The following is an 18,243-nucleotide window of genomic DNA, read 5'->3' on the forward strand; positions in this document are numbered from 1 at the left end:
ACCACAAGGAGGCCCTGCTTTGACTCCCGAAGAAATCCTTCCCGACGCCCTGCTGGAAAGACTGCGGGGCCGTGCTGCCGGGTACGACCACAACAACCAGTTCTTCCATGAGGACCTGGAAGAACTGGCAGCCGCCGGTTACCTCAAGCTGTTCGTGCCGGAGCACGACGGCGGCTTGGGGCTTGGTCTCGAAGCGGTAGCTGCGCTGCAGCAGCGGCTCGCAACGGCTGCCCCGGCCACCGCCCTGGCGGTGAACATGCACTTGGTGTGGACCGGCGTCGCGCGCGTCATGGCGGCCAGGGGTGACGATTCCCTGGACTTCGTCCTCAAGGAAGCCGGGAAGGGCGAAATCTTCGCCTTCGGTATTTCGGAGGCCGGCAATGATTCCATGCTGTTTGATTCGGGCACCGTTGCCGAACCTTTGGCTGACGGCAGTTACCGCTTCACCGGCCGGAAGATCTTCACCAGCCTCTCGCGTGGCTGGACGCGGCTGGGGACGTTCGGCAAGGACCCGGAAGCCAGGGAGGGTGAGGGCGAATTGGTGTTCGGCTTCCTCCGCCGTGACGAACCCGGGCATGAGACCCTCAGCGACTGGGACACCCTGGGCATGCGGGCCAGTGCTTCGAACACGACGCTGCTGCATGGAGCGGTCATCCCGGCCGAACGCATCTTCCGGAAACTGCCTGTGGGTCCCAACAAGGACTTGCTGATCTTCGCCATCTTCGCGTGCTTTGAGACGTTGCTTGCCGCCGTCTATACAGGCGTTGCCGAGAGGGCGTTCACGCTTGCGGTGGAGAATGTGAAGCGTCGCGTGTCGGCGAAATACGGTGGCCGCAGTTACGCGCAGGACCCGGACATCCGGTGGAAAGTGGCCGACGCTGCTCTGGCGATGGACGGGATCTACCCTCAGATCTCCGCGGTGGCCCGCGACGTCGACACCATGGTGGACCACGGGGCCCAATGGTTCCCCAAGCTTGTGGGGATCAAGTCCCGCGCCACCGAAAACGCCCGGCATGTGGTGGACCTGGCCATCCGGGTCACCGGAGGATCAAGCTACTTCCGTGGCTCGGAGATGGAGCGGCTGTACAGGGACGTACTGGCGGGAATCTTCCATCCATCCAACGACGAATCAGCCCACAACACAGTTGCCAGCGCCTGGCTGGGACCACTCGAGGGCTAGTCGAACGAACTGCGTGCGTCGAAGGAGCTTGGGCACCTAGACGGTGCGCTGCACGGAGTAGACCTTGCGGCGCAGCCAGAATCGTCGTCCGCCACCGAGATAGAGGACGCTGCGCTCCAGTTCCCACTTGCCGTACTCTGAGTGCTCGGCCAGCCGGCGCCGGGCGTCGGGCAGTGAATCATCAGGCCCCACCGTCAGTACGAGGTATTCGTACTGACGTGCGTAGTCTCGTTGGCGCTCCACGGAGCTGCCTGGAAATTGTTCTCTCATCCCTCTCCATTTTCGTCTTTTTCCGGCTAACGTGAAGTCATGAGCATCGATCCGCGTGTCGCGCTTCAATCATTTACCGCCGCCCTGGAAGAACATCTCGCCGCTGCATCGGCACGACGCGGTGAGGGCGACCCCACCGTCGAAGCCGCCTTCTTCGCCGTTGCTGACGCCTTCGAAGTCTACGAAGACGCCCTCTACGAGTCATTTTCAGAGGTCACGCCTCTCCAGGTTTTCGAGGATGAGGATGAAGATGAGGAAGAGGACGACGAAGACGAGGCGCTCGAGAGCGTAGACGACTGATTTTCCGTTGTACCGGCCGCCACACGGCGGCCGGTTTTTTGTGCCCTTTTCGCGGGTTCGGCCTTGGTGAAACGGTGCGGATTTCCGGGCTTTTCCCTGTCCTCGCGGTCAAGCAAAACACGTAGTGCCCCGACGGCCAGCTAGGTACTCGCACGTAGGACCCTTGGGCAATACTGCGCAAACTTGAGTACCGACTACTGGTGCGCCCCCTTGCGGCCAAAGCTTCACTGATATGTAGGCAATGGACGGTCTGCAAAGAAGGCTGACAAGGTGAAAGTTCCAGTCGTACGTTTAGGCAAGGCGGCAGCACCCAAGGGTGCGGGCCATGCTGCCGTGGGACCAGCCTTCCCAGTGGACCCGGTCACTGCCCACGTCAATCCGCCGGTGTCTCCCTGGATTGACAAGTCCGTTGCTGCACAACGGACTGAAAAGGCGGGACTGGCGGCGCCCAGGCCGGATGTCACCCTGGACCTCGTGCCGCCAGTCACCCACCGCCACTCACGCGTCAAGCCCCCGCACCGGAACCGGCTGGGCTGGACGCGCTTCCTGACCACCTCCCTGACAGTCTCCGACACCATACTGGTCTCAGCCGCCGTCTCAGCCGGCTATGCACTCAATACCGGGGGACTGCCCTTCACAGACGGAACTTCCGGGTTCCCGCGCCAACTGACCCTGGTGGTGATCCTGGGCATCATCTGGCTCGCCGCCCTAGAGGTCTACCGGACCAGGGATCCGAAAGTACTGGGAGTTGGACCGGAAGAATACAAACGGGTGCTCTCAGCGAGCTTCAGGGTGTTCGGCTTCCTGGCAATCGTCGCAGTGGTTTTCCGTGTTGAATCGGTAAGCTCCTACGTTCTTGTCTCCCTGCCACTGGGCATCGTGGCGCTGACAGGCAGCAGATGGGGCTTCCGTAGGTGGCTGACCCGCGAAAAATCACGGGGGCGCTGCCTGACCCGCGCCATCGTGGTGGGAGAACCACAGGACGTCCGGTACGTGATCAAGCAGATCAACCGGAAGTCAGGTGCCCCCTACGACATCCTCGGCGCATGCCTCCCGGGGGCCAGGCGTGGGGCGGTGCTGGTCGTAGACCAGGTCCGTGTCCCCGTTCTGTCATCCATCTACGGGATAGCGCACACGGTCCGCCAAACCGGAGCGAATGCCGTCATCGTCGCCGGACCTTTGCCCGGCGGAAACCAATTCATCCAGGAACTCGGCTGGCGCTTGGAAGAAGACGCCGCCGAACTCGTCCTGGCCGCAACGCTGACCAATGTGGCCGGCCCCCGGATCCACTGGCGGCCAGTGGAAGGCCTGCCACTCATGCACGTGGACATTCCGCACTACTCCGGAGGCAAGCACACCCTCAAGCGATTGATGGATATCGCCGTTTCTTCCCTGGCACTGGTTGTCCTCTCGCCGGTCCTGTTGGCCCTTGCCATGATCGTCAAAGCAGACAGTCCCGGTCCTGTGCTCTTCCGCCAGCAACGCGTAGGAAAGCAAGGCACCACGTTCCAGATGCTCAAATTCCGTTCCATGGTGGTTGACGCCGAAGCGCGCCTGGAGGAACTGGACAACCAGGACGAAGGAGCGGGCGTACTTTTCAAAATCCGCGGTGACCCACGCGTCACGACATGTGGCCGGTGGATGCGCAAGTACTCCTTGGACGAACTGCCGCAGTTCTGGAACGTCCTTGCAGGCGACATGAGCCTGGTCGGCCCACGGCCACCGCTGGCGCGGGAAGTGAATGGGTATGAACGACACACCCATCGCCGGCTCCTGATCAAGCCCGGCATCACCGGGCTCTGGCAAATCAACGGACGGTCCGACCTCCCCTGGGATGAGGCTGTCCGGCTCGATCTCTACTACGTGGAGAACTGGTCCATCGCCGGGGACTTGATGATCATGTGGCGCACTTTCCGGGCCATGATCCGGCCATCGGGTGCCTATTAGCCACCGCCCGCAAGGCAAGGCAACAAGAAACCTGCTACCTATACAGAATCCGAGTGGGAAATGAGCATACGAACTATTCCATCTGGACAACTCAACGGCAACGGTCACCGGCCCAAGCTGCGCATTGCGGTGGTCGGCGCCGGTTATTGGGGTCCCAACCTCGCACGGAACCTCAAAGCCAGCCCGGACTGGGATCTCGTAGCGATCTGCGACCTGGACGTTGAGCGCGGCATGAAGCTCGCCGAATCGGTGGGTGGGGTGGCCGTCGTCGAGTCTTTGGACGAACTGCTGGACGACTACAACCTGGACGCCGTGGCCGTCGCAACCCCGGCGCACACGCACCACGGCGTAGTGATGACGGCCCTGCGTGCGGGCAAGCACGTCCTGGTGGAGAAACCGCTGGCTGACAGCCGCGCCAAGGGACTGGAAATGGTGGACGAAGCCAAAGCCAGGGGACTGGTGCTGATGGCCGACCACACTTACTGCTTTACCCCGGCGGTCCTCAAAATCCAGGAACTGGTGGCCAGCGGCGCCTTGGGCGACATCCTCTATGTTGACTCGGTCCGGATCAACCTCGGGCTCGTCCAACCCGATGTCAACGTGTTCTGGGACTTGGCGCCCCACGACCTCTCCATCCTCGACTTTGTCCTGCCGGGCGGCCTGCACCCCACCGAAATTTCGGCCCACGGCGCGGATCCCCTCGGTACCGGCCGCGACTGCGTCGGGCACTTGACCTTCGGACTGCCCAATGACGCCATGGTCCACATCCACGTCAACTGGCTCAGCCCCACCAAAATCCGGCAGATGATCATCGGAGGGTCAAAGAGGACCCTCGTCTGGGATGACTTGAATCCGCAGCAACGGCTCAGCGTTTACGACCGCGGCGTCAGCCTGGAGCAACAACCCCGATCGGCTGCAGACAAGAAAGCTTCGGCCATCTCGTACCGTCTTGGCGACACGTGGTCACCGGCCCTCCAGGAGCGCGAACCGCTGGGACAAGTGGTGGCTGAACTCGCTACCTCCATCCGGAACCACACGATGCCCCGCACCAGCGGCGAATCCGGGCTCAGGGTCTTGTCCGTCCTGGAGGCCGTGACGCAAAGCCTCGGCACGGATGGACGGTCCACCATCGTGGCCGGCAATGAGACGAATCTCCAGGTTGTGCGATGAAAGAGCTCTTGGGCGCCAACGTGCTGGTCACCGGAGGCGCCGGAACCATCGGCTCCACCGTGGTGGACCAACTGCTCGACGCCGGCGTGGCCCACGTCGACGTTTTGGACAACCTGGTGCGCGGCAGACGCGCGAACCTGGACCAGGCCTTGGGCAGCGAGCGCGTCTCCCTGGTCGAAGGCGACCTGCGGGACCGTGACCTCGTCAACGACCTCACCCGCGGCAAAGACCTCGTGTTCCACCAGGCCGCCATCCGCATCACCCAGTGCGCAGAAGAACCACGCCTGGCACTCGAAGTTCTGGTGGACGGCACTTTCAACGTCTACGAAGCAGCCGTGGACCACAAAGTGGGCAAACTCGTCTCCGCGTCAAGCGCGTCCGTGTACGGGATGGCCGAACAGTTTCCCACCAGGGAAAACCATCACCACCACAACAACGACACCTTCTACGGCGCGGCAAAGTCCTTCAACGAAGGGATGGCCAGGAGCTTCCGGGCCATGTCCGGCCTGGACTACGTCCTGCTGCGCTACTTCAACGTCTACGGACCCCGCATGGACGTCCATGGGCTCTACACCGAAGTCCTCGTGCGCTGGATGGAACGGATCGACGACGGCCAGCCACCCATGATCTTCGGCAGCGGTGACCAAACCATGGACTTCGTCCACACCCACGACGTCGCCCGGGCCAACATCCTGGCAGCTGTCAGCGATGTGCGTGAAGGCGTCTACAACGTCGCCAGCGGAACCGAAACCAGCCTGGCTGAGCTGGCGCAGACCCTCCTGAATGTCATGGGTTCAAGCCTGCATCTCGAGCACGGTCCGGAGCGTGCCGTCAACGGCGTGGCCCGGCGCCTGGCGGACACCACGGCAGCACGCAAAGACCTGGGTTTCGAAGCAGCCATTGGACTGGAGGACGGTCTGCGTACTTTGGTCTCATGGTGGCGGCCGCTCCGTGCGGAAATAGCAGCCGCCCGCCTCGTGGCCCACCCCGCCGTTCCCGCAGCAGGTGCGCGATGACCATCTCCGAGACGCGCCTGGCCCGTATCGACGTCATGAAACCCTGGCTTGGCGAAGAGGAAGCCCAAGCAGTGGCCGAAGTGATCGCCTCCGGGTGGGTGGCCCAAGGACCCAAGGTCCGCCAGTTCGAAGAAGCCTTCGCGGCGGAGCAATTGGCAGGTCACGCAGTGGCTACCTCCAGCTGCACTTCAGCCCTGCACCTGGCGCTCGCGGTCGCCGGCGTTGGACCGGGTGATGACGTCGTTGTCCCGTCATTTTCCTTCATTGCCACAGCGAACGCGGCTACTTACATGGGAGCACGCCCTGTGTTCGCCGACGTCGACCTGCAGACAGGGTGCGTGACAGCCGAGACCGTGGAAAGAGCCCTGACTCAGGAAACCAAGGCAGTCATCGCCGTGGACCAAGGCGGGGTGCCCGTTGACCTGGATCCCATCAGGGCCCTGTGTGAGCCCCGCGGGATCATCGTGGTGGAAGACGCAGCCTGCGCCATTGGCTCCCGCTACCACGGCCGCCCTGTCGGTGCCGGCGCGGAGGTGGCAGCCTGGTCCTTCCACCCGCGCAAGATCCTCACGACGGGAGAGGGCGGCATGCTCTCAACTCCACGGCAGGACTTCGCGGACAGGGCACGACGCCTCCGGGAACATGCCATGAGCGTTTCGGCCTCGGACCGGCACGCCAGCATCCTCGCACCGGCCGAAGAGTACCTCGAAGTCGGGTTCAACTACCGCATGACCGACCTTCAGGCCGCCGTCGGACTCGTTCAACTGGGCCGCCTCCGGGAAGCCGTCCAACGGCGTCGTGAACTGGCCGCAAACTACGCGAACGCGTTTGCCGGCGTCGCAGGCCTCCGCCTGGTCGGCGACCCGGACTACGGGACCGGCAACTTCCAATCCTGCTGGCTGGAAATCGGGCCGGCGTTTCCCCTCGGGAGGGACGGACTGATGGGCCACCTTGCACAGGACGGCATTTCAGCCCGGCGGGGCATCATGGCAGCCCACCGCCAACCCGCCTACGCGGGCAAGGACACCGGCGGGGCGTCCCTTGAGGTCACGAACTGGCTGACTGACCACACGCTCATCCTGCCGCTGTACCACCAGCTCGCCCTCCACGACCAGGTCCGGGTCATCGACTCGGTCCTGCGGGCATCGAGGCACCCATAATGAGCGAACTTCTCCTCATCGCTGCCAGCGGCCTTGCCCGTGAGGTACTGGCCATGGTCCGCAGCAGCGGCCCGTTCGACGTCATCGGAATCCTCGACGACGACGAGGACAAGACCGGCCGGGTGGTCGACGGTGCACACGTCCTTGGGCCCATCCGTGATGCCCTGAAGTTCCCCCACGCGTTGCTGCTGGTCTGCATCGGATCAGGAAGCGGCCGCGAGGGTGTGGTGATGCGGCTACGAAGCCTCGGGCTTGACGAAGAACGCTACGCCACAGCCATAGATCCCTCCGTCAACGTTCCGGAGGGGTGCGTAATCGGCCGGGGGAGCATCATCCTGGCCCACGTCAGCATGACGGCGTCAGTGACCATCGGCAATCACGTTGTCGCCATGCCCGGGGTCACCTTCACCCACGACGACGTCATCAGTGACTTCGCCACATTCGCATCAGGCGTTTCCCTGGGCGGCAACGTTCGGGTCGGCCGGGCGGCCTACATCGGCATGAACGCCAGTGTCCGGGAGGGCCGGTCCATCGGGGCCAAAGCGACCATTGGCATGGGAGCGGCCGTCCTGAACGATGTTCCCGACGACGAGACCTGGGCCGGTGTCCCGGCCCGGGTGATCAGGCGCGGCAATACGCCTGCGCTGGAGGGGGCCCAGTGACGCTCAAGAGCCCGGTTACCCAGCGGAAGGGACCAACCCCCACAAGGGCGTTCGTAATCAGCGTCGTCAACGCCTTCATCACCAAGCTGGGGACCATTGGAATCGGTATAGCGATGGCGCGGCTGCTGGGGCCTGAGGAATTCGGGACCTACGCGGTGGCGTTCATTGCGCTCGTCGCCGTCCTGAGCTTCAACGAATTGGGCGTCAGCCTGGCGATCGTACGCTGGCCGGGGGACCCCAAGGAAATAGCCGCCACCGTCACCACCATCTCCGTAGTCTGCAGTGTCCTGTTGTTCGGGCTCTCGTACGCGGTTGCACCCCTCTTCACAGCGGCCATGGGAAACGAGGCAGCAACGGACGTGGTCAGGGCCTTGGCCTTCTGCATCGTGCTCAACGGGCTGGTGGCCACGCCCGCGGCCCTGTTGCAGCGCAACTTCCGCCAGGGACAACGGATGGTCATCGACCAAGTCAATGTGTGGCTCGGGGCGGGCGTTTCGTTGATCCTGGTGATCGCCGGAATGGGAGCCATGAGCCTGGCAGTGGGCCGGGTCCTAGCCAGCCTCGTAGCGGCCGTCCTGTTCCTTGTTTACTCACCCCTGCCGTACCGGTTCGGATTCTCACCGCTGTCCGCGAAACAGCTCCTGGCTTTCGGACTTCCCCTGGCAGGTGCGAGCGCTGTGGTCTTTGCCGTGGGTTACGTCGACCAACTCATCGCCGGGCGGCTGTTTGGCCCGGTGGTCCTCGGCTTCTATGTCATGGCCTTCAACATGGCCGGGTGGCCCTCGAGTTTGTTGTCCCAACCCCTGCGAAGCGTGGCGCCGCCGACCTTCGCCAGGCTCCAGGACCGGCCGGATGACATGAGGGCGGCCTTGCTGGCGATGATCGGAGCAGTGTCGGCCATGGTGTTGCCCGTCTCGGCGGTGATGGTGGGGTGCGCCCTTCCCCTTGTCAAAGTCGTCTACGGTGAAGCCTGGGCCCCGGCGGGCATGGCGCTGATGTGGTTGGCGCCCCTCACGGTCCTCCGGATCCTCCATGAGCTGCTGTACGACTACCTCGTGGTCCTGGGTTCGTCCCTGTCCATCTTGAATGTGCAGCTCGTGGCTCTGATCGCGCTCGTTCCGGCGCTGCTGGCAGGCGGTGCGCTCGCAGGGATGCCTGGGCTGGCAGCGGCTCCTGTGCTGGTGGCCCTGCTGGTGACCTCGCCGCTGTATCTCCGGGCTCTCCGGAAGGCAGGTGTGCCGCTCCTGGCCGTGGGAAAACGCTTGGGACTTCCCACGGTCATGGCAGCACTGACCGCAGCCGGCTGCTACGCAATCACCCGGTTCCTGGATTCCCCTGTGGTCGCTGTCCTCGTTTCCACGGGACTGGGAGTCGTCGCGATGGCGGCAATCATGGGGCTTCGACGGCAGGACCTGCGGGACGTCCGGATGTGGGGGCGTGGACGGGAGGTGGCCGCGACATGAGGATCCTGATCTACCCGCACGATCTGCGCATGGGCGGCAGCCAATTGAACGCCATCGAACTCGGTGCCGCAATCAGGCAACTGGGCCATGAGGTCATTCTCTTTGGACAGCCCGGGCCCCTCGTCGAAAGGGGAGCAGAGCTTGGGTTGGAGTTTGTCCCCGCGCCTGCACCAGGGAAGCGACCTTCCCCATCGGTCATCAGAACTTTGGTGCGCACCGTCCGCGAGCGCCGGATCGACGTCGTTCACGGCTACGAATGGCCCCCGGCGCTGGAGTGCCTGGCGGCCTCCAGGCTGGTGCCGGACACCACCGCGGTGGCCACGGTGATGTCCATGGCAGTGGCTCCGTTCATCCCCAGGTCCATGCCGCTGATGGTGGGCACTGAACAGATCCGGCAGGGCGAGCTGTCCTCCGGACGCCACCGTGTCCATTTGCTGGAACCGCCCGTGGACATCATGGCCAACCGCGTGGTCGATGACGCGGACCTGGAAGGGTTTCGCGCACGGTGGGGACTGCATGGCAACTTTTTCACGATGGTTTGCGTCTCCCGCTTGGCCAAGGAACTCAAGCTTGAAGGCATCCTGTCGGCGATTGATGCCGCGGGACAACTCGCCCGGGATCTCCCGGTGCATCTGCTGATCACAGGTTCAGGCCCGGCGGAGTCCGTGGTCAGAGCCCAGGCCGAACGCGTCAACGCGGCGACAGGGGAAAACACGGTTATTCTCACCGGTGAACTTGCTGACCCCAGGCCGGCCTACGCTGCTGCCGACGTCGTCCTGGGCATGGGTGGCTCCGCCCTCCGGGGGCTATCGTTCGCCAAACCGCTCGTTGTCCAGGGCGAAGGAGGCTTCTGGGAACTTCTCACTCCAGAGTCCCTGCCGGTGTTCCTTTGGCAGGGCTGGTATGGTTCCGGTCCGGGTTCGACCGGTACCGGGACCGACGCGCTGGTAACCATCTTGAGGGCTCTCCACACGGACGAGCTGCTGAGGAAGTCATTAGGCTCTTTCGGCCGATCGGTGGTGGAAGAGAGGTTTTCACTCACTTCCGCGGCGCAACACCAAACCGAGTTGTACCAGCGCTTCCTGGCCGGTGCTCCCGCGACGCGGTCCCGTTTGTGGGCTGAAACCATCGCCGGGGTGCAGTACTCCTCCTATGTGGTTCGCCGACGTTATCAGCGCCTCCGTGGCCACCAGCCCGCAGAAGACTTCAACGCCCGTCCTGTCGCCGTCCGTGCTGCCGCGGCCGGGCAACTCGTCTCAGGGGAGGCGTGATGGACACGATCATGTACATCTCCGGTGGCCAATGGGATGGCCTGCCCGGAACTGATCGGCTGCTGGCTGAGTCCTTGGCAGAGACAGGCCCGGTCCTCTGGGTTGACCAACCTGCCCCTGTCTTCCGGTTCGCAGATGTCCGGAACCACACGGTGAGGAGTCTTCGCGGGATCCCGGAGACCATGACACCGCACTTGTCGCGCTTGCGGCTTCCTGCTCCGCCGTTCTTCAGCAGCACGCTTGGCCGTCCCCTGACCGAAGCCATTGCACGTCACTGCATGGACAACGCCATGAAGACCGCAGGCGGTCCAGTGTCGGCGGTCGTCAATGCCTCCCCGGTTGTAGCGTTCCCTGACCGTGGCAGCGGCGTGCGGCTGCTGCATCTGACGGATGACTGGCTGGCCGCAGCTGAATTGATCGGATTTCCCTCCGGCTATCTGAGGCGCTCCCTGGAACGCAACATCGGGACGGCCGATGTCATCACCGCTGTCTCAGCAGGCCTGGCCGCCAAGATGTCCCATTTCTCGGGACGGCCCGTGCAGGTTCTTCCCAATGGGTGCCGTCCACCGGCCGGCCCGTCCACAGACGAGAACCGGAGGCCGGTCGCGGTCCTGGTGGGACAACTCAACGAACGATTGGACCTTGACGTGCTGGAGTCGTTGGCCGACGCCGGGCTCAGCCTTCTGGTCATTGGTCCGCGGACTGAGTCCAACCCGGTAACCAGGCTGAGGCTGGACGCCTTTCTGGAGCGAAGCAACGTGGATTGGCGTGGACCTCTGGCCCCTGATGACGTACGGCGGCTGCTTCTGACCGCAGCCGTCGGGATCACCCCTTATGCCGACACGGAATTCAATAGATCCAGCTTCCCCCTGAAAACGTTGGAATACCTGTCGTCGGGCTTGCCCGTGGTCGCCACGGACCTGCCTTCCGTTCGATCGCTGCGGTGCAGCGCTTTAGCTGTGGCAAGCAGCTGTAAGGCATTCGTGGATCTGGTCAGGGCTGCCCTGCAGGAGCCTCCGGACCGGGAGCAACGTGAGGAGATGCGGCGCGTCGCGGAGGCGAACTCCTGGGACGTACGGGCCGCCAATATCAGGGATCTGTGCCGGCAACCGGGAGGCGGGCGCAACACCAAGTTGCGCACCACAGTTCAATCCGTTCGAGGAGCAAGCCATGAACGTTGATAAGCCGGGGAACCCGCCGTCGGGTATTGACCACGTGTTGCTCACTAGGTTCAATCTTCCTTCCCGGGGCTTTGAGAGCCTGGTCCGGGCCCAGGAAGGCTGGCTGAGGGACCGGATTTCTTTGTTCGAACGCTACTGTCTACCCTCCGTGAAGGCGCAGACCAACCGGGACTTCCGGTGGATCATCTACTTCGACCCGCAGAGTCCGGCATGGCTGCTGGACCGCGTGCATGGGCTGAACCGTGAAGGGACCTTCGTGGCCCTGTTCAGGACAGAAGTCAGCCCGTCCGAACTGCTTGAGGACATCAGGACAGTCACAGGGGGCGGACGTGGCACACTGCTCACCACCAACTTGGACAACGACGACGGGTTGGCCATCGATTTCGTGGACCGGGTGCAAAAAGCGGCCCACGATGCTGGAAACTCAGCGATCTACCTCGTATCCGGCCTGGTGATGGGAAAGGGTTCTGTTTTCCTAAGGAACGACCCCCACAACGCGTTTTGCTCCGTCAGCGCCCCCTGGTCCGCTCCTGTGACGTGCTGGGCTGCATGGCACAACCGGCTGGGCCAATCCATGAAGGTCACATCGCTGCGCGGTGCACCTGGGTGGTTGCAGCTGGTCCACGACCACAATGTCAGCAACAGAATCCGCGGCCGGCGCGTTTCCCCCAAGCCCTACAGGGCACTTTTCCCGGCCCTTCTGGCGGATGCTCCCATCCCGACTGCAAGTTCCATCATCGTGGACCGGGTCTTTGAGTCTCCCCTCCGGGCGTTGCGGGAGCTCGCCCGGAAGGGAGCCAAGGCCGTGACCATCGCGCTGCTTGGAACCCAGGGCATCGATCGCGTCAAGACGCTGCTTGCCAACCGGAGAAGCACAGTGTCCAGGACCTGAGTCGTACGACTGGTCCAAACCCAAAGACACTCAACGAAAGGTAAGAGCAGGACATGCAGGTACAAAAGATACTGAAGAGCCTGATACGCCGATGGTTCATCGTCGTGTTGGGTCTTGCCGTGACCGCAGGCGCCTGCTTCTTCCTCCAGCAGAACGCGCCCGACAACTACAAAGCCCAGGCGAGCCTGGTCCTCCTGCCCTCCACCAAAAGCGTCGGAGAAGCCGGTAATCCATATCTGGGGCTGGGCGGCATGAGCGAGGCCCTGGATATCCTCACCCGCAAGATGTCCTCCGAGGAGTTCAAGGAGACCATCCGTGAACAAAGCGGGGCCAGCACCTTCACAGCTGAAGCCGACAAAGGAACAAGCGGGGCCATCCTCCTCATCACAGCCTCCTCACCCGACTCCGGCCAGGCCCTCAAGATCCTGGATACTGTGATGAACCAGGCACCCGTGGCCCTGACCGAGCTGCAGGACGTCCTCAACGTGCCAACAACTTCCCGCATTTCCACGATGAAACTGCTTGAGGACAGCAAAGCAGTTCCCGAGGTCAAAGCCCGGACGCAACTGCTCCTGGTCACCGCTGCCGGCGGCGTGGCGTTCAGCATCATGCTTACCGTACTCATCGACGGGTTGCTCCTGTCCCGGAAACACCGCAAGAGCACAGAACCCACCGACAAGCCCGCCGGATCCAAACCGCCCACGCCGCCGGCTACCAGGCAAAGGAAACCTTCCTCGACGGAACGGTTTTCAAGCAACCGGCCCACAACGGACGAACCGGCACACCTCGCGGGTGAAACTGCCAGTGTCGTACCCAGTTCCTACAGGCCGGGATAACCATGACCGCAGCCATCCTTCTCCGTATCCTGGGCAGGCGCTGGTACATCGTGGCCATCGGGATAGCCATCGGACTGGCGTCCCTGGGCGCGGTCCGGTCCGCTGAGCCTGTCTACTGGACCAAGGCGGAAGTTACGTTCGTCGCTCCGGACCGAGAACCGGCCTACTGGATACCCGGTGACGACTACGCGTCGCTGGTGGACTTTGCGGCCATGGTGGAGCGACGTGTCAACTACGACTCAGCATCTGTGGATCTCACGCTCTCCAGCGGAACCCTTTATGGTGCCGGGGTCCGGCACGGCTACTCAGTGACCCTGCTCAACAGCGGCGGCCAATGGGCCAAGAGCTTCCGATGGCCGGTCCTATCCGTGCAGGTGGTCGACTCCAGCGCACAAAAGGTGAAGGACGTGCTCCAAAACGTTGTCGACGGCATCAATGACGCTTCCCTGGCGCTCCAGCAGGAGGCAGGTGTCCAGCAAGCCCTCATCACCACCCTCACGTCGCCGTCCAGCCCTGAGATCGTGTTCGGCGGAGGCACCCAACTCAACCGCGTCAAAGGCGCAGTATTCTGGGTTGGCCTAGCCGCCACACTTTCCATCCTGGCCGCAGTCATTGTTGATTCACGGCCCCGTCGCCGCAGGACCCTGCACAAGGGCGGCTCAAGCGTCCAACGTCCCGACATCCCGCACGCAAAGGTGACCTCCCGTGTACCGGGCTAACGGGTTACTACATCGAGACGGCATCCAGGGGGTGGCCCGGAAGTCCGATGCGCCCCTGTTCCTCACCATCTACCTGGTGCTCACATGTGCCCTGCCGTCAAACATGGTGATAGCGTCCCTGGGGTCCATCGGCCGGCCAAGCACGCTCTTCGCCCTCCTGGCCCTCGCATGGTGGATCCTGCACCAGCTGCGCCGCACGACACCATCAATCAGGCGGTGGCATCCCTTGCGGGTGGCACTGGCAGCCTTCCTCCTCGTCGCAGCATCCAGTTACGCCTACGCCATGGTCAGGGGATTGCCGGAAAGCGAAGCCAGCCCCGCAGACGCGGGCCTCCTACGGCTCGCAGGATGGGCCGGGATCCTGCTCATAGCAACTGACGGCCTGACAACCCGCGAAAGCGTCAGGACGCTGCTCCGCAGGATCGCCCTGGCCGGGGGACTGACAGCATTACTGGGCCTGCTCCAGTTCGCCACCGGCTCGTCCCTCATCGAATGGATCAGGATACCGGGCCTCAGCGTCAGCTCGGAGCTGGCAAACATCGATTCCCGGGGAGGCTTTGTCCGCGCGGCCGGCATGTCGTTGCATCCCCTTGAATACGGGGTAGTCCTCTCCACCTCGCTGCCGATAGCCATCACCCTCGCCCTCAACGACACCACCAAGCGCCGGCTGCTGTGGTGGCTCCCCGTTGGCCTGATATCCGTAGCTGCCATGCTCTCCGTCTCCCGGGCCGCACTGATCTGCATGGCATTGGCTTTCCTCATCCTCCTGCCGGTATGGCCCAAACAGCTCCGGCGGAAGGCCGTGATGGTTTCAGCCCTCCTGGTGGCAGTGATCTACGTAGTGACGCCAGGCATGATCGGAACACTCTTCGGCCTTTTCACCATAGGGACCGACGACCCCAGCATCAGTTCAAGAACCAACGGCTACTCCACCGCCTTCGGAATGGCGAGCCAGAACTTGCTGTTGGGCCGTGGCTTCGGCACCTTCCTCCCCGCGTACGTCATCGTTGACAACCAATACCTGGGGCTCCTGGTCGAACTCGGCATAGCAGGCCTGATCGCCTTCCTGCTGCTGGTCTTTGCCGGCATCCTCTGCGCCTGGCAGGCCAGGAAGTCGGCCAGGGACAACGAACTGCGCCAAATGAGCCAGTCAGTCCTTGCAAGCGTCGCCGCAGCCGCATTGGCCTTCGGATTCTTCGACGCCTTCGCCTTCCCCATGGCAGCCAGCCTCCTGTTCCTTATGCTGGGCATCACCGGGGCTCTATGGCGCATATCGCGCAGGGAAGCGACGGAGGCACAGATCCAGGAGAAAGCCGCAACCTCGGGGGACAGCTGAGACAGGGGACAGGTTCAAGGCAGGGGACAGGTTCAAGGCAGGGCAACCGTCTATCGGCGGCTCTCATCCCGCTCCCACACAGGAGCAGAGGTGCCGGAGACCCCGGCACGACGACGACCCGCCACCGCGAACACCGCATAGACGGCCGCATCGAAAGCCGTCCGCGGCCCACGCACCGAGGCAAGCAACTGCCGCACGGTCCGTGACAAGGACGCCCCACCAGCCACCACATCCTGCTCGGCATTTCCCCGATACGTTCGTCGCAGGACAGCCAACAAGGCACCAGAGGTCCTGGGCGTCCGGACGACCACCGGCTCCGTAGCAAGAACCGCCTTCTCCTGCTCATCAAAGAGCCTGTCCACGAAATAGTCATCACCCGTGAGCGCAGGAAAGACCCCCATACGGAGATGCCCTGAGCGGCTCAGGGCATAGGCACCAGCACCCCACAGACCCTGCGCATTGCCCGGGATCCGGCCGCGAGCACGGTAGTAAGCCCGGACAGGCGCCGAAGCACCCTGTGTGTCGTATCGGAAGGCCGGCCGGGCAGCCAGCAAGGTCCCATCCTGCAACGCTGCAAACACCTCAGCAAGGGCCGTGGCGCTGACCTCAATGTCCGCGTCCAGATAGAGGCGGGGCCACAACCGGGTGCATTGGTCGCCGGCATTGAGCGCTGCCGTCTTTGACGCCTCCGGCACCTGAAGTACCGAAACCCCCTGCCACTGGGACGCGATCGCCTCCGTCCCATCGCTACAGCCGTTGCAGGCCACCACAACATCCACCGTGCCCCACCCAATGACCTCCCGCAGCGACCCAAGGGTACGCCCGATGACGGCAGCCTCATTATGGGCGGGGATAATCACAGCGCCCGAGGGGAACGCCCCCACCATCAGAGGACCCCGCCAACATTGCGTACGGCATGCGGCAGGCGATCCCACCGCCGTCGGCTGGCCACTGCCCAGGCAGCTTCCAGATGACCCGGCTTTCCCAACCGGGCCACCTCAGCGGCGAGAACGGCACCGCGAAACGCCATGACCCGACCCGGCCCAAGATACTTCTCCGCATAACGGACCCTGTTCACAGACATCAAGGCAGTCAACTGCGGCGAAGCCCCGGACCCACCGCGTTGATGCCACATCCGCGCGGAAGGCTCAAACCAGATGGAATACCCCGCCTCCCGCATACGGTGGCAGTAGTCCGTCTCTTCCGAATACAGGAAAAACCGTTCATCCCAGGCTCCCACGGCCTTAGCCGCACCGGCATCCAGCAAAAGCGCCGCACCCGTTGCCCACTCAACCCGATGCCCGTGCAAATAGCTCTCTTCATCAAAGTCCATCTCGGACAACCACCCCGGGCGTCTCCTCACATGGCTGCCCAGCGCGGCGTCACCCAGCGCTCGCAGGATTCCCGGCTCACGGCGCAGCGAAGGGTAGACGCTCCCGTCGCCGTCCAGCAGGACAGGCACCACCATCCCGGCGCCGGACCGTACCATGCGTCTGCGCATTGCACTGATGGCACCCTCCTCGATACGGAGATCCGGATTGAGGATGAGGTAGGTGGCCGCTTCACCGGCTTCTGAAAGTGCGGCGTTGATGCCCCCGGCGTATCCGAGGTTCCCTCCGGTTTTTATGGCAATGACGTCGGGAAATTGTGCCAGCGCCTCAAGCGTGTGGTCGTTGGGGGAGTTGTCGGCCACCACCACCTTGATCGACTGGCCCAAGGCCTCCTTCCGCAGGCCCCGGACCAAGGGCCCGATATCGTCCTCGTTGTTGTAAGTGACGACGACGACGGCGACATCGGCTGCAGCCCTGGCAGGGAGGAAAGACCCCGGAGCGCGGCTGGGCGCACGCTCCGGGACATCCCTGGATGGCAAGGACCTGTTGGACGACAGGGATAAGCCGCTGTCCCTGCGCAACCGCACGTAGGCTTCCGGGCCTTCCAGGAGGTACCGCCGGGCAAGCCGGCGTGGTTCCAACGCAAGCCGCCAAGCCCACTCAAGGCTGTTGGAACTCACCCATGAAGGGGCCCGCCGGATGTGGCCTGCCAGAAAGTCCACAACCGCTCCGAAAGCCAGCAGTACCTTGGCTCCGGTCAGGGCTCCGTACTCTGATATCCAAAGTTCCTGCCGGGGTTTTCCCAAGCCGACGATCAGGATGTCAGGGGCTGTCAACGCGATCGTTGCTGCCAGCTCCCGGGAAGCGTGGTCATCGCCAAGAGTGGTCCGTGGCGGTGCCCACCATCCAGTGACCGCAACCTTTGGCCGTTCCACCGCGAATTTGGCCCGGATCCGTTCCTGGGTCTGAACCGACCCGCCAAGGAACCCGATACTGAGGCCCCTTCGCTCTGCCTCATCCAACAACGGGCCCACGAGATCGCTGCCCGCCAGCCTCGGCCATGTCCGTGCGGTGAGGCGCCGGGCCTCAGTAGCCAGCGGGGCGCCGTCGATAAGCGTCAACCACTCCAGGGACCGGGACCGTTCCAGGGTCTCCTCCCACCGGCTCCCGGAGCCGAAATGACGTATGTGGTCCAAATTGGCTGAGCACACTCCCAGGGGCGGTGCGCCGGTATCGCCGGCCCTGCCCAGGATCTCCTGAATTGCCGGGGCGAACTCCATGAGCTTTACGGGGACGCCGCCCAGATTGACCCAGCGCTCCGGGGACATGGGGGCGGGCGTCCCGCCGTCGTCCATCGGCCTCTGTAGCAGGAGGCTGCGGCCACTGAGCCCGCTTGTCAGGGGGCGGTGGCGGACTGCACCGTGGAGGGCATTTCGGGTGGGCAGGACTTTGGGTAGCAGCATTCTTGGCTCCAGGCTCGGGTCAAGCTCAAGGCATAACCATGTGGCC

The 18,243-nt window shown here is 63.6% G+C and carries 17 protein-coding genes; 14 read left to right on the forward strand and 3 right to left on the reverse strand.

Going from position 1 to position 18,243, the window contains the following annotated elements; all coding sequences use genetic code 11:
• Nucleotides 1–19 precede the first annotated feature (19 nt).
• Nucleotides 20–1,180, forward strand: coding sequence for an acyl-CoA dehydrogenase family protein (locus tag AB4Y81_RS00595; RefSeq protein ID WP_079581441.1), 1,161 nt, complete (start codon nucleotides 20–22; stop codon nucleotides 1,178–1,180).
• 36 nt (nucleotides 1,181–1,216) lie between these two features.
• Here the strand turns inward: AB4Y81_RS00595 and AB4Y81_RS00600 are convergent, their stop codons facing one another.
• Entirely contained in the window at nucleotides 1,217–1,450 is a 234-nt protein-coding gene (locus tag AB4Y81_RS00600) for a DUF5703 family protein (protein WP_011774832.1), read from the reverse strand.
• Nucleotides 1,451–1,489: 39 nt separating this feature from the next.
• Here AB4Y81_RS00600 and AB4Y81_RS00605 point away from each other — a divergent pair, with 39 nt between their 5' ends.
• The 13 genes from AB4Y81_RS00605 (at nucleotide 1,490) to AB4Y81_RS00665 (ending at nucleotide 15,403) form a co-directional block, all read left to right on the forward strand.
• Nucleotides 1,490–1,750: a hypothetical protein gene (locus AB4Y81_RS00605; protein WP_018777618.1), complete on the forward strand. Its 261-nt coding sequence runs from the start codon at nucleotides 1,490–1,492 to the stop codon at nucleotides 1,748–1,750.
• 270 nt (nucleotides 1,751–2,020) lie between these two features.
• Nucleotides 2,021–3,697 (forward strand): sugar transferase, encoded by a 1,677-nt coding sequence (locus tag AB4Y81_RS00610; RefSeq protein WP_434326752.1) that lies wholly within the window; start codon nucleotides 2,021–2,023, stop codon nucleotides 3,695–3,697.
• Between the two features lie 60 nt (nucleotides 3,698–3,757).
• A complete protein-coding gene (locus AB4Y81_RS00615; RefSeq protein WP_018777620.1) occupies nucleotides 3,758–4,867 on the forward strand; it encodes a Gfo/Idh/MocA family protein in 1,110 nt (369 codons plus the stop codon).
• Entirely contained in the window at nucleotides 4,864–5,883 is a 1,020-nt protein-coding gene (locus AB4Y81_RS00620) for an NAD-dependent epimerase/dehydratase family protein (protein ID WP_189075566.1), read from the forward strand. Before AB4Y81_RS00615 ends, AB4Y81_RS00620 begins: the two co-directional genes overlap by 4 nt.
• A complete protein-coding gene (locus AB4Y81_RS00625) occupies nucleotides 5,880–7,043 on the forward strand; it encodes a DegT/DnrJ/EryC1/StrS family aminotransferase (protein WP_189075565.1) in 1,164 nt (387 codons plus the stop codon). The genes AB4Y81_RS00620 and AB4Y81_RS00625 overlap by 4 nt, the downstream gene beginning before the upstream one ends.
• Nucleotides 7,043–7,705, forward strand: a complete 663-nt coding sequence (locus AB4Y81_RS00630) for an acetyltransferase (RefSeq protein ID WP_018777623.1) — start codon at nucleotides 7,043–7,045, stop codon at nucleotides 7,703–7,705. The genes AB4Y81_RS00625 and AB4Y81_RS00630 overlap by 1 nt, the downstream gene beginning before the upstream one ends.
• Nucleotides 7,702–9,168, forward strand: coding sequence for an oligosaccharide flippase family protein (locus tag AB4Y81_RS00635; RefSeq protein WP_413305664.1), 1,467 nt, complete (start codon nucleotides 7,702–7,704; stop codon nucleotides 9,166–9,168). Before AB4Y81_RS00630 ends, AB4Y81_RS00635 begins: the two co-directional genes overlap by 4 nt.
• Entirely contained in the window at nucleotides 9,165–10,439 is a 1,275-nt protein-coding gene (locus AB4Y81_RS00640; RefSeq protein ID WP_416428700.1) for a glycosyltransferase, read from the forward strand. The genes AB4Y81_RS00635 and AB4Y81_RS00640 overlap by 4 nt, the downstream gene beginning before the upstream one ends.
• Entirely contained in the window at nucleotides 10,439–11,620 is a 1,182-nt protein-coding gene (locus AB4Y81_RS00645) for a glycosyltransferase (RefSeq protein ID WP_416428699.1), read from the forward strand. Before AB4Y81_RS00640 ends, AB4Y81_RS00645 begins: the two co-directional genes overlap by 1 nt.
• Nucleotides 11,610–12,512, forward strand: a complete 903-nt coding sequence (locus AB4Y81_RS00650) for a glycosyltransferase (RefSeq protein ID WP_416428697.1) — start codon at nucleotides 11,610–11,612, stop codon at nucleotides 12,510–12,512. The genes AB4Y81_RS00645 and AB4Y81_RS00650 overlap by 11 nt, the downstream gene beginning before the upstream one ends.
• Nucleotides 12,513–12,565: 53 nt before the next feature.
• A complete protein-coding gene (locus tag AB4Y81_RS00655) occupies nucleotides 12,566–13,348 on the forward strand; it encodes a hypothetical protein (RefSeq protein ID WP_018777628.1) in 783 nt (260 codons plus the stop codon).
• Nucleotides 13,349–13,350: 2 nt separating this feature from the next.
• Nucleotides 13,351–14,067, forward strand: a complete 717-nt coding sequence (locus AB4Y81_RS00660; protein WP_055975804.1) for a hypothetical protein — start codon at nucleotides 13,351–13,353, stop codon at nucleotides 14,065–14,067.
• Nucleotides 14,068–14,098: 31 nt separating this feature from the next.
• Nucleotides 14,099–15,403, forward strand: coding sequence for an O-antigen ligase family protein (locus AB4Y81_RS00665; protein WP_416428694.1), 1,305 nt, complete (start codon nucleotides 14,099–14,101; stop codon nucleotides 15,401–15,403).
• Nucleotides 15,404–15,453: 50 nt separating this feature from the next.
• Here the strand turns inward: AB4Y81_RS00665 and AB4Y81_RS00670 are convergent, their stop codons facing one another.
• Together AB4Y81_RS00670 and AB4Y81_RS00675 are read right to left on the reverse strand one after the other, a co-directional pair.
• Complete coding sequence (locus AB4Y81_RS00670) at nucleotides 15,454–16,290, reverse strand: glycosyltransferase (protein WP_416428693.1); 837 nt, start codon at nucleotides 16,288–16,290, stop codon at nucleotides 15,454–15,456.
• Nucleotides 16,290–18,197, reverse strand: a complete 1,908-nt coding sequence (locus AB4Y81_RS00675; protein ID WP_416428691.1) for a WecB/TagA/CpsF family glycosyltransferase — start codon at nucleotides 18,195–18,197, stop codon at nucleotides 16,290–16,292. Before AB4Y81_RS00675 ends, AB4Y81_RS00670 begins: the two co-directional genes overlap by 1 nt.
• Between the last annotated feature and the right edge of the window lie 46 nt (nucleotides 18,198–18,243).

This window comes from Paenarthrobacter sp. TAF1 (assembly GCF_052113825.1).
Classification (GTDB): Bacteria; Actinomycetota; Actinomycetes; order Actinomycetales; family Micrococcaceae; genus Arthrobacter; species Arthrobacter nicotinovorans.

Excerpts from the sequence above, each read along its gene's own strand:
- AB4Y81_RS00640 (WP_416428700.1), top strand. The coding sequence starts at position 9,165 with ATGAGGATCCTGATCTACCCGCACGATCTGCGCATGGGCGGCAGCCAA.
- AB4Y81_RS00675 (WP_416428691.1), bottom strand. The coding sequence starts at position 18,197 with ATGCTGCTACCCAAAGTCCTGCCCACCCGAAATGCCCTCCACGGTGCA.
- AB4Y81_RS00605 (WP_018777618.1), top strand. The coding sequence starts at position 1,490 with ATGAGCATCGATCCGCGTGTCGCGCTTCAATCATTTACCGCCGCCCTG.
- AB4Y81_RS00655 (WP_018777628.1), top strand. The coding sequence starts at position 12,566 with ATGCAGGTACAAAAGATACTGAAGAGCCTGATACGCCGATGGTTCATC.
- AB4Y81_RS00600 (WP_011774832.1), bottom strand. The coding sequence starts at position 1,450 with ATGAGAGAACAATTTCCAGGCAGCTCCGTGGAGCGCCAACGAGACTAC.
- AB4Y81_RS00650 (WP_416428697.1), top strand. The coding sequence starts at position 11,610 with ATGAACGTTGATAAGCCGGGGAACCCGCCGTCGGGTATTGACCACGTG.
- AB4Y81_RS00670 (WP_416428693.1), bottom strand. The coding sequence starts at position 16,290 with ATGGTGGGGGCGTTCCCCTCGGGCGCTGTGATTATCCCCGCCCATAAT.
- AB4Y81_RS00630 (WP_018777623.1), top strand. The coding sequence starts at position 7,043 with ATGAGCGAACTTCTCCTCATCGCTGCCAGCGGCCTTGCCCGTGAGGTA.
- AB4Y81_RS00645 (WP_416428699.1), top strand. The coding sequence starts at position 10,439 with ATGGACACGATCATGTACATCTCCGGTGGCCAATGGGATGGCCTGCCC.
- AB4Y81_RS00620 (WP_189075566.1), top strand. The coding sequence starts at position 4,864 with ATGAAAGAGCTCTTGGGCGCCAACGTGCTGGTCACCGGAGGCGCCGGA.
- AB4Y81_RS00660 (WP_055975804.1), top strand. The coding sequence starts at position 13,351 with ATGACCGCAGCCATCCTTCTCCGTATCCTGGGCAGGCGCTGGTACATC.
- AB4Y81_RS00615 (WP_018777620.1), top strand. The coding sequence starts at position 3,758 with ATGAGCATACGAACTATTCCATCTGGACAACTCAACGGCAACGGTCAC.
- AB4Y81_RS00625 (WP_189075565.1), top strand. The coding sequence starts at position 5,880 with ATGACCATCTCCGAGACGCGCCTGGCCCGTATCGACGTCATGAAACCC.